Below are 14044 nucleotides of genomic sequence, written 5' to 3' on the forward strand. Positions count from 1 at the left end.
GGAACACGACGTCATGAACTTCAATCTTGAGGGCAAGATCGCACTCGTCACCGGTGCGTCGCGCGGCATCGGCTATTTCACGGCGCTGGAACTTGCCAAAGCCGGCGCCCATGTGATTGCCTGCGCACGCACGGTCGGCGGGCTCGAGGATCTCGACGATGCGATCAAGGCCGTCGGCGGCACGGCGACGCTCGTGCCCTTCGACCTTGCCGACATGAACGCGATCGATGCGCTCGGCGGCTCGATCTTCGAGCGCTGGGGCAAGCTCGACATCCTCGTCGCCAATGCCGGCGTGCTCGGCGTCATTTCGCCGATCGGCCATATCGAAGCAAAAGTGTTCGAGAAGGTGATGACCATCAACGTCACCGCGACATGGCGGCTGATCCGCTCGGTCGACCCGCTGCTGGCCCGCTCCGATGCCGGCCGTGCGGTGATCCTGTCTTCGGGTGCCGCTCACAAGTGCCGCCCCTTCTGGGGCGCCTATTCCGCTTCCAAGGCCGCGGTCGAGGCGCTGGCACGCACATGGGCCGGCGAAAGTCAAAGCACCCCGCTGCGGATCACCAGCGTCGATCCGGGTGCCACGCGCACGGCGATGCGGGCGCAGGCGGTGCCCGGCGAAGATCCGCAGTCGCTGCCGCATCCCTCCGAGGTCGCAAATGCGATCCTGCCGTTGCTCGGGCCTGGTGTGACGGAGACGGGCAAGCTGTTTATCGTCCGGGAGAACAAGCTCGTCGATTACCGGCTGCCTGAATAAGCTAGACGTTTCAATTCGCTGCAACGGCGGGGAACAGATGCGCCAGGCCCGTTTCCGACGGGCATAGCGCATTGAGGTCAACCGGTCCCTGGATGCCGTCCAAGATGCCGTTATCGGCAAATTGCCAGATCGACCAATGACTGCACTCTTCCTGCCTCGGCTCTCTGAACACGCTGCGCAGCCACAGATAGTGGTCGGGGAACCGTGATTCATTGCCTTTCAGATATTGATCAAAGAACTCCTGCGTGACGTAGAAAATAGGCTTTTCCGGAAAAGTGCCCTTCAGCTCGGTGAAGAAGGCGTTCACCTCAGCAACCATTTCCTCGAGCGTCGGGACTTTGCTGCAATTGCCGACAAACTCCAGATCGACGGCGATCGGCAGAGTTCCCTGCTCCTTCGGCACGGTCGCCAGGACATTCTGCGCCTGATCCTTACCCGGGCGGCAGAAGGTGAAGAAATGATAAGCGCCCCTGACCACTCCAGCATCTCCGGCGCGCTGCCAGTTGTCGGCGAACTTGGAATCCCGATGGTCTCCGCCTTCGGTCGCCTTCATGAAGGCGAAACGGACATTCGGCTGCGCGGCAACGGCCTTCCAATTGATATCGCCTGGTGATGGCTGACATCGATGCCCTGGATTGGATAGTTGCTGAGAGAGGGATTGTTGAAGCGAAGCATCCCGAAATCGTATGCGAAATATGCAGCGAATGCGACCACCAGAACTGCAGTCGCTCCGATCGTCGATCGGGCAAGTCTCCGCATCCCTTCCTCCCTATTTTCAACAGTTTCTCAACTGGCTATGCGAGATTTGTGCTCCGAAAATGGCGGCCGAATTTGAAGAGCGGGCCAACTGGTTTCGAAGACGTTGGTTGCTGCAATCGATTCATCGGATGGATGGATCCTGTTGCCGCTGGATCGCGCTTCGCCCCCTTGACCGGAGGCGCGAACCGGGCCATAAAACCCGCCATGAAAACGGTTATCTGCATTATCTGCCGGAAGATTATTCGCTAGCGCGAGCGCTGGCCCGGCCGTTTTCGTCTCCCAAATAGTCAAGATGCGAAACGCCCCGGTCCGCCGGTCGCGATATTTTTCTGATCGTGCATTTGGGAGAGTGAAATGGACGCGACGCCGGAACTGAAGCTGTACAACACGCTGACACGGGAAAAATCGGTGTTTTCGCCGATCGATCCCAACAACGTCCGCATGTATGTCTGCGGCCCGACCGTCTATGACTTCGCTCATATCGGCAATGCCCGGCCGGTCATCGTCTTCGACGTGCTGTTCCGGTTGCTGCGCCATGTCTATGGCGAAGATCACGTCACTTATGCCCGCAACATCACCGACGTCGACGACAAGATCAATGCGCGCGCGCTCCGCGACCATCCGGGTCTGCCGCTCAATGAGGCGATCCGGGCGGTCACCGAAAAGACCGAGACGCAATTTCACGCCGATGTCGCCGAACTCGGCTGCCTGGAGCCGGACTTCGAGCCGCGCGCCACCGACAATATCGTCGAGATGACCGAGATCATTGAGAAGCTGATCGGCAACGGCCATGCCTATGTCGCATCGGGCGAAGTGCTGTTCGACACCAAATCCATGGCGGATTACGGTCAGCTTTCGAAGCGCCCGCTCGACGAGCAGCAGGCCGGCGCGCGCATCGCCGTCGACGCGCACAAGAAGAACCCGGGCGATTTCGTGCTCTGGAAGCTGTCGAGCCACAACGAGCCCGGCTGGGAGAGCCCATGGGGCCGCGGCCGGCCCGGCTGGCACATCGAATGCTCGGCGATGAGCAAGCGCTATCTCGGCGATGTCTTCGACATTCACGGCGGCGGGCTGGATCTGATCTTCCCGCATCATGAAAACGAGATCGCCCAGTCGCGCTGCGCCCACGGCACCGAGGTGATGGCAAATGTCTGGATGCATAACGGCTTCCTGCAGGTCGAAGGCCGCAAGATGTCGAAATCCGAAGGCAATTTCGTCACCATCAACGAGTTGCTGCAGACGGAAATCTTCGGCGGCCGCAAATGGCCAGGTCAGGTGCTGCGCCTTGCCATGCTGATGACGCATTACCGCGAGCCGATCGATTTTTCGATCAAGCGACTGGAAGAAGCCGAACGTCTGCTCGCCAAATGGCCGGCGGCCGAAGCCGGCGATGCGGCGCCCGATGAAACCGTGCTGAACGCGCTTTCCGACGACCTCAATACGGTCGCGGCAGTGCAGGCATTGCATGCGCTGGCCCAGGCCGCGCATGCGGATCCCACAGCCCGTGCCGTCTTTGCGGCAACGGCCGACCTTCTGGGCCTGCTGCCGAAAAAGATGGAGATCGACGAAGCCGTCGCATCGGCAATCGATGCGCTGGTCGCAATGCGTCTCGAAATGCTGAAGGCGAAGAACTTCACCGAGGCTGACAAGATCCGTGACGAGCTGACGGCGAAGGGCATCCAGTTGAAGGACGGCAAGGATCTGGTGACGGGCGAGCGCGTGACGACGTGGGAGGTCAAGCGGTAGGATGGGTTCCGCGGCGAGACATACCCCCCTCTGCCCTGCCGGGCATCTCCCCCACAAGGGGGGAGATCAGCTGGGAGCGCTCGCTCGCCCTGATCATCCGTACGATCCAGCGAAAGCTGCTCGGTACACTGTCGGGATTTGGCGAGGCCGGTGCGTCTTGCCGATCTCCCCCCTTGTGGGGGAGATGCCCGGCAGGGCAGAGGGGGGTGTAGCCCGGAGCGAGAGGCAAGACATGTCGCATACACCGGTTTCACCGCTACGGCGGGCAAACGCTAAGCGCATGCGCAAAGCTATGACCGATGCCGAACTGAAACTCTGGAACGAGCTACGCGCCCACCGCCTCATGGGTCTCAGCTTTCGTCGACAGATGCCAATCGCCGGTTACATCGTCGATTTCGCATGCCCCACCTATCGCCTGATTGTCGAGGTAGACGGATCGCAGCACGGACTTGCCCAGAACATCTCCTCCGACGACGCGCGGACTCAACGCCTACAGTCCGACGGCTGGACTGTCCTGCGCTTCTGGAACGACGACATCCTCCGCGATATCGATAATGTGTGCAGCCATATCATCCGAACCATCGGAGAAGATCTGCCATGACCACCTATACCGGCGGCTGCCAATGCGGCGCGATCCGTTTCCGCGTCAACGGCGACATCAAGGATTCGTCGATCTGTCATTGCCGCATGTGCCAGAAGGCGTTCGGTGCTTATTATGCGCCGCTGGTCTCGGTGCGCGGCGCCGATTTCGAATGGACGCGCGGGGAGCGCAAGAAATTCCGCTCTTCCAATTTCGTCGAGCGCGGCTTCTGCGGCGATTGTGGCACGCCGCTGACCTATGAGGCACCGGATGGAATGGCGATCGCCGCGGGCGCCTTCGACGATCCTTCGGCGTTTCCGCCGACCATTCAATGGGGCGTGGAAGGCAAGATCGGATTCGTGGATCATCTGCACGAACTGCCCGGAGAAAGAACCGAGGCGGATCTGACGGCGGGCTCTTTCCTGCACGAACTCGTTTCCTACCAGCATCCCGATCATGAGACGCAGGCATGGCCACCCAAGGAGCTCGGATGACGGCGGAAGCGGACGGAAGCGGCGGGTGCCAGTGCGGGGCAGTGCGTTACCGCGCCAAAGGCGAACTCGGCTATCCCCATCTTTGCCATTGCCGCATGTGCCAGAAGGCGGCGGGCAATTATTTCATGCCGCTTGCCGGCGTGATGCGCAGCGATTTCACCTTCACGCGCGGCGCGCCGAAATGGTTTCAGTCCTCGGATCTGGTGCGGCGCGGTTTCTGCGGCGATTGCGGCACGCCGCTGTTCTACGATATTCCCGAAGCGGACTTCATCAACATCACGCTCGGCTCGTTGGACGATCCCGATGCGGTCAAGCCGGTGATGCAATCGAACACCGGCCAGAAGATGTCCTGGTTTCACGCGCTGGATGGCCTGCCGCTGGAACCACAGCCTGAAACGCCCGACCGCGAGAACGCGATCGCGGCAAGCAACCATCAGCACCCCGACCACGACACGAAAAGCTGGCCCCTCGGAGAAAGCTCATGACGGACACGATAAAGACAGGCGGATGCCAGTGCGGCGCCGTGCGCTTCCGCATCTCGGGCAAACTGGGGCGACCCTCGATCTGCCATTGCCGCATGTGCCAGAAGCAGTTCGGCGGCTTCTTCTCCGCGCTCGTCACCGCGCCTGAGGAAGGGATGGAATGGACGCGCGGCGAGCCGAGCTACTTCCAGTCCTCGGTCAATATCGAACGCGGCTTCTGCAGCGATTGCGGCACGCCGATGACCTATCGTCATCCGGGCGGTCTGGAGCTTGCGATCGGCACGTTCGACGATCGCAGCGATCTCGCACCGCTGATCCAGGTCAACTACGAGGCCCGCCTGCCCTGGGTCGAGAAAATCTTCAAGGCGCCGGTGCTGAAGGATCAGGATTTCTACGCACGGCAGGAGGCGATCATCTCCTTCCAGCATCCCGACCACGACACGGAAGTCTGGCCCGCAAAAGGCGTGAAGATATGACCGAGATGTTGCGCACCCTCTATCCCGAAATCGAGCCCTACGCTTCCGGCCATCTGGATGTCGGCGACGGCCATGTGATCTATTGGGAGCGCTCTGGTACGCCTGGCGCCAAGCCTGCCGTCTTCCTGCATGGCGGTCCGGGCGGCGGCATCTCGCCCGCCCATCGCCGGCTCTTCGATCCCACTCTCTACGACGTCATGCTGTTCGATCAACGCGGTTGCGGCAGGTCAACGCCGCATGCGGAACTCCATGCCAATACGACCTGGCACCTCGTTGCCGATATCGAGCGGCTGCGCGAGATGGCCGGCGTCGACACCTGGCAGGTGTTCGGCGGCTCCTGGGGCTCGACGCTGGCGCTCGCCTATGCCGAGACACATCCAGAGCACGTCTCCGAGCTCATCCTGCGCGGCATCTATACGCTGACCAAGGCGGAGCTCGACTGGTACTACCAATTCGGCGTCTCGGAGATGTTCCCTGACAAGTGGGAGCGGTTCATCGCGCCCATTCCGCCGGAAGAGCGGCATGAGATGATGCATGCCTATCATCGCCGCCTGACACACGAGGACAAGAACGCGCGCCTCGCGGCCGCGCAGGCCTGGAGCATCTGGGAAGGCGAAACGATCACGCTGCTGCCGGAACCTTCGACGAGCTTCAAGTTCGAGGAGCCGGAATTCGCCTATGCATTTGCGCGCATCGAGAACCATTTCTTCGTCAATGCCGGCTGGATGGACGAGGGACAGTTGATCCGCGATGCCGGCAGGCTCAGGGATATTCCCGGCGTCATCGTACATGGACGCTACGACATGCCCTGCCCGGCCAAATATGCCTGGCTGCTGCACAAGGCCTGGCCGAAGGCAGAATTCCACCTGATCGAGGGCGCGGGCCATGCCTACTCGGAGCCTGGGATTCTCGATCAGCTGATCCGGGCGACGGATAAGTTTGCCGGGAAGCAAGACTGATGCCGCACATAAAAGCAGTCAATGCCTGGGAGGCATCGTGGTGACCAAGGAAAAAATCTACCTCTTCGACACGACGCTCCGGGACGGGCAGCAGACGCCCGGCATCGATTTCTCCGTCGAGGACAAGATTGCGATCGCCGCCATGCTGGACGAGTTCGGCCTCGATTATGTCGAGGGCGGATATCCCGGCGCCAATCCGACGGACACCGCCTTCTTCAGCGAGAAGCGCACCAGCCAGTCCAGCTTCGTCGCCTTCGGCATGACGAAGCGGGCGGGTGTTTCGGTCTCCAACGATCCCGGCATTGCCGGGCTGCTTCAGGCCAAAAGCGATGCCATCTGTTTCGTCGCCAAGAGCTGGGACTATCACGTCGCGGTGGCGCTCGGCTGCACCAACGAGGAAAACCTCGAATGCATCGCCGAAAGCGTCAAGGCGGCGGTTGGCGCGGGCAAGGAGGCGATCGTCGATTGCGAGCATTTCTTCGACGGCTTCAAGGCCAATCCGGCCTATGCGCTCGCCTGCGCCAAGACGGCCTATGAGAGCGGCGCCCGCTGGGTCGTGCTCTGCGACACCAATGGCGGCACGCAGCCGCCCGAGGTGCGCGCCATCGTCGAGGCGGTGATTGCCTCAGGCGTTCCCGGCCACTGTCTTGGCATCCATGCGCATAACGACACCGGCCAGGCGGTTGCCAATTCGCTTGCCGCGGTCGACGCCGGCGTCCGGCAGATCCAGGGCACGCTGAACGGCATCGGCGAGCGCTGCGGCAATGCCAATCTGGTGACGCTAATCCCGACGCTGGCCCTGAAGAGCGCCTACAACACACGTTTCGAAACGACGATCGACGAGGAGCGGCTGCTCAACCTCACCCGGCTCTCGCATGCCTTCGACGAACTGCTCAACCGTTCGCCCGACCACCAGATGCCCTATGTCGGCGCCTCCGCCTTCGCCACCAAGGCCGGCATCCACGCATCGGCCCTGCTCAAAGATCCGCGAACCTATGAACACGTGCCGCCGGAAACCGTCGGTAACTTCCGCAAGGTTATGGTCTCCGACCAGGGCGGAAAGGCGAACTTCATCAATGCGCTGAAGCGGCGCGGCATCGCGGTCGCCAAGGACGATCCGAAGCTCGACCTGCTGATCTCGATCGTCAAGGAACGTGAATCCATCGGCTATGCCTATGAGGGCGCGGATGCGAGCTTCGAGCTGCTGGCGCGCCGCACGCTCGGCACGATCCCGGAATTCTTCACCATCGAAGGCTTCCGCGTGATGATCGAGCGCCGCTTCGACAGTCTTGGCCGTGTGAAGATCGTCTCGGAGGCGGTGGTCAAGATCACCATCGACGGCCAGACGCTGATGTCGGTTGCCGATGCCGAAGGCCCGGTCAACGCACTTGACCTCGCGCTGCGCAAGGATTTCGGCAAATACCAGCACGAGATCGACGATCTGGTGCTTGCCGATTTCAAGGTGCGTATCCTCAACGGCGGCACGGAGGCGATCACCCGCGTGCTGATCGAATCCACCGACAGCGACGGCGTGCGCTGGTGGACAGTCGGCGTCTCGGAGAACATCATCGACGCTTCGTTCCAGGCGCTGATGGATTCGGTCATCTACAAGCTGATGAAGAACCGGCAGCTGGCGGGCAAGATCGCGGCGGAATAAACCTATTCCGCGGCTCGGCGGAGGGGTCCCACCCCTCGCCAGAATACCATTCGCTTCCTTCGGACTCCGGCTTCCGTCGCCGGGCGTCGGATCATTGCGTCGTCTCCCGCTTCAAATCCTCTCACCCTTCGTTCAACGAAATGAATTGGCCTATTCACGGCGCTTAAGCTAGGCCGGATCAGAAGAAGAACAAAGATGGAAACACCGATGTCGACCGATGCATCCGTTCCGTTGGCGAAGAACGAAGACAGTCCGCGCGGTTTCGCCTTTGCGCTGACGGCCTATCTGCTCTGGGGCTTCCTGCCGATCTACATGAAGGCGGTGGCGCATATCTCGCCGGCCGAGGTGATCGCCCATCGCATCGTCTGGTCGTTGCCGCTGGCGGGCATCGTGCTGATCGTGCTCGGGCGCACGCAGGATATCCGCGCAGCACTCAGCTCGCCGCGCATGCTGGCGATGGCGGCGCTGACGGCGTCGCTGATCACCGTCAACTGGGGCACCTATGTCTGGGCGATCGGCGCCGGCCATTCGCTCGATGCAGCACTCGGTTATTTCATCAATCCACTGTTCAGCATCTTTCTCGGCGCAGTGTTCCTCAAGGAAAAGCTGCAGCCGCTGCAGATTGCGGCGATCGCGCTTGCGGCGCTTGCCGTCGCCATTCTCGCACTGGACAGCGGCGGCATCCCGTGGGTGGCGCTGACGCTGGCGGTCAGCTGGGGTTTCTACGCCCTGTTGCGCAAGACGCTGCCGCTCGGGCCGAACCAGGGCTTCTTCCTCGAAGTGCTGATCCTCAGCGGGCCGGCCCTCCTCTACATCCTCTATCTCGAATTCGGCGGCCAGGGCCACCTCTACCGCACCGGTCTTGCAGATACGACCCTGCTGCTCGGCTGCGGCGTCATCACCGCCGTGCCGCTGATGATCTATGCGAACGGCGCTAAGCTCTTGAGGCTCTCGACGATCGGCATCATGCAGTATATTGCGCCGACGATGATCTTCCTGATCGCCGTCTTCGTCTTCCACGAGCCATTCGGCACGGCGCGCATGATCGCCTTCCCGCTGATCTGGGCGGGGCTGTTCCTCTATAGCTGGTCGATGCTGAAGGGAAGCCGGGCGGGCTGAGGCGCTAAAGCGCGTCACGTCGAAGCGGATTCGTGCGGCGCGCTTTCGGTCTTTGTTTTATGCATGTCTTTGTCCCAAACCGCTGGACACTTTTGGGCAACATGCATTGAATCCCTACATCTTCGAAATCACCTCGTCCTCGCCGTCGCGATCGGCGGCGAGCTGGGCTGCCTGGGCCATGATCGCCGGAATAATGCCGGAGATCTCGTCGACGACGAGCGGCTGCACCCGGTGGGCGGTGTGCAGGAAGCCTTCTTCGGTCATATGGCGCATCAGTTCCATCATCGGATCCCAGAAACCATTGACGTTGGCAAAGACCATCGGCTTCTCGTGGCGGCCGAGCTGTGCCCAGGTCATGATCTCGACGATCTCCTCCAGCGTACCGATGCCGCCGGGCAGCGCCACGAAGGCATCGGAGCGCTCGAACATGGTGTGTTTGCGCGCATGCATGTCAGGGGTTACAATGAGTTCGTTGAGCTGACCGAGCGAGTGGCGAGTCGCTTCCATATCGATCAGGAATTCGGGAATGATGCCCGTGACCTGACCGCCGCCTGAAAGCACGCCGCTGGCAACCGCGCCCATGATGCCTTTGGTACCCCCGCCATAGACGAGGCGCAGGCCGTATTCGGCGATCTCTCTTCCGAGAGCACGCCCGGCCGCCATGTGGGAAGGATCGCGTCCCGGCCTTGAGCCGCAGTAAACGCAGATGGATCGAATCGATACAGATTGTTCGGTCATGAGGGCAAAACAACTATTCCATTTCAATGCAGTCAAGAAAATTGACTGAAAAGCAGCGTGCCTAGCTTGCCTAATTGCTTTGAATGCTTGTGGAAAGCAACGGGAATCGCTAGCAATTTTGGGTATTACGGCAAATTGCCGCCTTGGGAGACATAATGATGAAGAACCGTGCCGGCTTGCTGGCTCTTGCAGTCCTCGCAATCGCAATCCTACTGATGGTGTTTGTCGTCATGCCGCGCATCGGCGGCGATGCAACCAAGGTCGGAGATGCCATCAACCAGGCGAGCACGGAGGTCAAGAACACGGTTAACGAGGCGGCAAAGACATCGCGCTCCGCCGTGGGCGACGCGGCTGCGGTCGCCGACAAAGTGGGTCGCCTTTCGGCCGATGCCGGCGTATCGCTCAGCGAGCTCAAGGCGCTGTTTGCCGACGGCAAAGGCCCGGCCATCGATGTCTTCACCGCCGCCAAGACCAAGGCCGTCAACGCGCTGACCGCGCTTGCCGATTTTACCATTCCCGAGGGCCTCGATCCCGCGACCCAGACCCTTGCCGCCAAGGCCAAGGACGGTGGCGCGAAGGCGCTCGCCATCGTCCAGTCGCTGCCCGAGAACATCGCCGATGCGCTTGCCGCGATCGCCAAGGCCGAGGTTGCACTGACCGGTGCGCCGGAGACCGCCCCTGGGGCGAATACGGCAGCGGAAAATACCGGCCCGAAGCTTCCGGCCTTCGACGTATTGCGCGTCGAGCCCGACGGATCGACGGTGATTGCCGGTTCCGCCGAGCCGAACGGCAAGCTCGAGGTGCTCGACGGCGAGAAGGTGGTGACGACGGCCAATGTCGACGCGAGCGGCGATTTTGCTGCCGTCCTCGACGATCCGCTTCCGGCCGGCGACCACCAGCTCGTGCTCAAGTTCACGGGCAAGGACGGCAAGAGCACGCTTTCCGAAGAAGTCGCGACCATTTCCGTGCCGAAGGATGGCAATGGCGCCAATCTGCTCGCCATGGTTTCCAAACCCGGCACGGCGAGCCGCATCATTACCGCGCCGAAGGCTGGAACCGAAGTTGCGGATGCCTCCAATCCGATGGCGCCGCCTGCGGACAAGCCGGCAACCGGCGAAAGCTCGGATGCGCCTGCCGCAACAGCTGCACCGACCGGCGAGCTGGCGCTGCAGACGCCGAACCTCACCGACACCTCCTCGGATGGCGCAGCTACGGCACCGGATAAAACGAATGTGCCCGATGTGATGGTCAATGCCGTCGAAATCGAGGGCAACAAGATCTTCATTGCCGGCACGACGCGCTCCAATGCCAAGGTCATCGGTTATGCCGACGACAGCCTCGTCGGCCAGGACACGGCCGGCTCCGACGGCCATTTCGTCATCGACGGTGTGGTGGCGCTTTCAGTCGGCGACCACAAGATCCGCGTCGATGTCGTTGATCCCACAGGCAAGGTGATCGTGCGTGCGGCGGTGAATTTCAATCGCCCAGCCGGCGATCAGGTGAGGGTCGCCGCGCAATCGGCACCCGCCGACGCCAACGGCGCTTCCTCGATGGTGCCGCTCGACGAAGGCGAGCTCGACAAACTCAAAGTCGAAGTCGGCAAAGCCTTCGGCCTGCTGAAGGGACTGTTTGCCGATGGCAAGCTGCCCGGTGCCGAACAGCTTGCGGCAGCGCGCTCGGCAACGGAATTCGCGCTGCGCTCCGTCGCCGACTTCCGCCCGGCCGCTGATGCGCCAGATGTCTTCAAGCAAGCGTCCGGTTCCTCCTCGCAGATTGCCGGCAATGCGCTGAAGCTGCTGCAGGGCCTGCCTGGGGACGCGAAGTCCGTCGGTGCCGCGCTCGAAAGACTGGGCGGGATGATCGCCGAACTCACCGCTGCACCCGCGCCGGCAACGCCATCTGCAAACGAGGTCGGAAGCAACCAGCCGAAGACGATCGAACAGGCGCCGCTGACGGCGAACAATGCGGCGGTCATCATTCGCCGCGGCGACACGCTGTGGCAGATCTCGCGCCGCACCTATGGCCTCGGCGTTCGTTACACGACAATCTACATCGCCAACGAGGACAAGATCATCAATCCCGATCGCATCCGCCCTGGCCAGATTTTCGGCCTGCCGAAGGATGTACTGCCGAACGCCGAAGAGCTGCACCGCAAGCGCATGTCCGGCCAGCATCTCTAAGCTGCAAAACAACACGGCAAGGCCGGGCGGGATAAGCGCCCGGCCTCGTCGTTTCCTTACCCCAGCAATTGTTGTATTCGTCCGCCCGGCACCCTATCTGGCGGTGGCGGCTGCGGGTTGTGGGAGGCGCTTTCAGGCTCGTCCCGGTTCCGCGCTCTTGCCGGCATCGAAGCGCCGCAATCGCGGCAAGCCCATCCGGGCTGGAGACAATCATGGCAAACGGCAAGACAGTCTCGGAATCCAACCTGCCGCAGACGCTTCTCAACCTCTGGCCCTATATGTGGCCGGCCGGCCGGCCAGACCTCAAGATGCGCGTCGTCTGGGCCTCGGTCTTTCTGCTGATCTCCAAATTCGTCCTGCTGCTCGTCCCCTATTTCTTCAAGTGGTCGACCGATGCGCTGAACGGCAGGATGGATCTTGCGGGCTCGGTGCCGCCGCTGCTGGCCGGCGCCATCGCGCTGGTGATTGCCTATAACATCACCCGGCTGATCCAGCTCGGCCTCAACCAGCTGCGCGACGCGCTCTTTGCCAGTGTCGGACAACATGCGGTGCGCCAGCTCGCCTACAGGACCTTCGTGCACATGCACGAGCTGTCGCTACGCTTCCATCTCGAGCGCAAGACCGGCGGGCTATCGCGCATCATCGAGCGCGGCACCAAGGGTATCGAGACGATCGTGCGCTTCACGATCCTCAATTCCGTCCCGACCGTCATCGAATTCCTGCTGACGGCGGTGATCTTCTGGTGGGGCTACGGCTTCTCCTATCTCGCCGTTACCGCTTTTACCGTGTGGGCCTATATCTGGTTCACGATCCGGGCATCCGACTGGCGCATCGCTATCCGCCGGTCGATGAACGACAGCGATACCGACGCCAACACCAAGGCGATCGACTCTCTCCTCAATTTCGAGACGGTCAAATATTTCGGCAATGAGGAGATGGAGGCAAAGCGTTTCGACAAATCGATGGAACGCTACGAAAAGGCGGCGACCGATGTCTGGACCTCGCTCGGCTGGCTGAACTTCGGCCAGGGCGTCATCTTCGGCATCGGCACGACGATCATGCTGGTGCTGTCGGCGCTGGCCGTGCAGCGCGGCGAGCAGACGGTCGGCGATTTCGTCTTCGTCAATTCGATGCTGCTGCAGCTTTCAGTACCGCTCAACTTCATCGGCTTCGTCTACCGCGAAATCCGCCAGGGGCTGACCGATATCGAACAGATGTTCGATTTGCTTGAGGTGCAGACCGAAGTCAAAGACGCCCCCGATGCGACCGAACTTCGGATCGGCCTGGGCGCGATCTCCTTCAAGGACGTGCATTTCGCCTATGATGCGGCCCGTCCGATCTTGAAGGGCATTTCCTTCGAGGTGCCGGCCGGCAAGACGGTCGCCGTCGTCGGCCCTTCGGGTGCGGGCAAATCGACGCTGTCGCGCCTGCTCTATCGCTTCTACGATATTCAGAGCGGCGCAATCACCGTCGACGGCCAGGATATCCGCACGGTGACGCAGAAGAGCCTGCGCTCGGTGATCGGCATGGTGCCGCAGGATACAGTGCTCTTCAACGACACGGTCGCCTACAACATCCGCTACGGCCGCACATCGGCGAGCGACGGCGAGGTCTTTGCCGCCGCCGAGGTGGCGCAGATCGCGCATTTCATCGAAACGCTGCCCGAGGGCTTCGAAACCAAGGTCGGCGAGCGCGGGCTGAAGCTTTCGGGCGGCGAGAAGCAGCGGGTGGCGATCGCCCGCACCATCCTCAAGGCGCCACCGATCCTGATCCTCGACGAGGCGACGTCGGCGCTCGACACGACCACGGAACGGGAGATCCAGGAGGCACTCGACCTGGTTTCGAAGAACCGCACGACGCTGGTCATCGCCCACCGGCTTTCGACTGTCATCAGCGCCGATGAAATCATCGTGCTCAAAAGCGGCGAGATCGCCGAGCGCGGAACACATGCCGCCCTCCTCGAAAGGAACGGTCTTTATGCCTCGATGTGGAACCGCCAGCGCGAGGCGACACAGGCGGAGGAACATCTCAAGCAGGTGCGCGAAAGCGACGACCTCGGCGTGATAACGCGGCTTGCTCCGGCAAGCTGACAAGGGAAAC

General features: G+C 61.7%; 12 protein-coding genes and 1 pseudogene. 11 read left to right on the top strand and 2 right to left on the bottom strand.

Annotated features, from left to right (window positions below; all coding sequences use genetic code 11):
- Nucleotides 1-13 precede the first annotated feature (13 nt).
- Entirely contained in the window at nt 14-754 is a 741-nt protein-coding gene (locus tag FFM53_RS05280) for an SDR family NAD(P)-dependent oxidoreductase (RefSeq protein ID WP_138387638.1), read from the top strand.
- Between the two features lie 10 nt (nt 755-764).
- On the opposite strand, the pseudogene FFM53_RS05285 reads toward FFM53_RS05280, so the two are convergent.
- Nucleotides 765-1513 (bottom strand): annotated as a pseudogene (locus tag FFM53_RS05285) (glycoside hydrolase family 25 protein).
- Nucleotides 1514-1867: 354 nt separating this feature from the next.
- On the opposite strand from FFM53_RS05285, the gene cysS reads away from it, so the two are divergent.
- The 8 genes from cysS (at nt 1868) to rarD (ending at nt 9026) form a co-directional block, all read left to right on the top strand.
- Entirely contained in the window at nt 1868-3259 is a 1392-nt protein-coding gene (gene cysS, locus FFM53_RS05290) for a cysteine--tRNA ligase (protein ID WP_138387639.1), read from the top strand.
- Between the two features lie 232 nt (nt 3260-3491).
- Entirely contained in the window at nt 3492-3860 is a 369-nt protein-coding gene (locus FFM53_RS05295; protein WP_138387640.1) for an endonuclease domain-containing protein, read from the top strand.
- On the top strand, nt 3857-4333 hold the full coding sequence (locus FFM53_RS05300; RefSeq protein ID WP_138387641.1) for a GFA family protein: 477 nt from the start codon (nt 3857-3859) through the stop codon (nt 4331-4333). Before FFM53_RS05295 ends, FFM53_RS05300 begins: the two co-directional genes overlap by 4 nt.
- The gene (locus tag FFM53_RS05305; protein WP_138387642.1) at nt 4330-4818 is read left to right on the top strand and encodes a GFA family protein; all 489 of its coding nucleotides are present in this window, start codon (nt 4330-4332) and stop codon (nt 4816-4818) included. Before FFM53_RS05300 ends, FFM53_RS05305 begins: the two co-directional genes overlap by 4 nt.
- Nucleotides 4815-5291, top strand: a complete 477-nt coding sequence (locus tag FFM53_RS05310) for a GFA family protein (RefSeq protein WP_138387643.1) — start codon at nt 4815-4817, stop codon at nt 5289-5291. Before FFM53_RS05305 ends, FFM53_RS05310 begins: the two co-directional genes overlap by 4 nt.
- The gene (gene pip / locus FFM53_RS05315; RefSeq protein WP_138387644.1) at nt 5288-6250 is read left to right on the top strand and encodes a prolyl aminopeptidase; all 963 of its coding nucleotides are present in this window, start codon (nt 5288-5290) and stop codon (nt 6248-6250) included. Before FFM53_RS05310 ends, pip begins: the two co-directional genes overlap by 4 nt.
- 40 nt (nt 6251-6290) lie before the next feature.
- Nucleotides 6291-7907, top strand: coding sequence for a citramalate synthase (cimA, locus tag FFM53_RS05320; protein ID WP_138387645.1), 1617 nt, complete (start codon nt 6291-6293; stop codon nt 7905-7907).
- Nucleotides 7908-8114: 207 nt separating this feature from the next.
- Nucleotides 8115-9026, top strand: coding sequence for an EamA family transporter RarD (gene rarD / locus FFM53_RS05325; RefSeq protein ID WP_138387646.1), 912 nt, complete (start codon nt 8115-8117; stop codon nt 9024-9026).
- Between the two features lie 114 nt (nt 9027-9140).
- Here rarD and FFM53_RS05330 read toward each other — a convergent pair whose 3' ends face one another.
- The gene (locus FFM53_RS05330; RefSeq protein ID WP_003558142.1) at nt 9141-9764 is read right to left on the bottom strand and encodes an LOG family protein; all 624 of its coding nucleotides are present in this window, start codon (nt 9762-9764) and stop codon (nt 9141-9143) included.
- Nucleotides 9765-9919: 155 nt separating this feature from the next.
- Between FFM53_RS05330 and FFM53_RS05335 the strand changes: the two genes are divergently transcribed.
- Together FFM53_RS05335 and FFM53_RS05340 are read left to right on the top strand one after the other, a co-directional pair.
- Complete coding sequence (locus FFM53_RS05335; protein WP_138387647.1) at nt 9920-11944, top strand: LysM peptidoglycan-binding domain-containing protein; 2025 nt, start codon at nt 9920-9922, stop codon at nt 11942-11944.
- Between the two features lie 212 nt (nt 11945-12156).
- Nucleotides 12157-14034: an ABCB family ABC transporter ATP-binding protein/permease gene (locus FFM53_RS05340; RefSeq protein ID WP_138387648.1), complete on the top strand. Its 1878-nt coding sequence runs from the start codon at nt 12157-12159 to the stop codon at nt 14032-14034.
- The last annotated feature ends 10 nt before the right edge of the window (nt 14035-14044 follow it).

Origin of the sequence: Rhizobium indicum (assembly GCF_005862305.2) — a bacterium.
Lineage (GTDB): Bacteria > Pseudomonadota > Alphaproteobacteria > Rhizobiales > Rhizobiaceae > Rhizobium > Rhizobium indicum.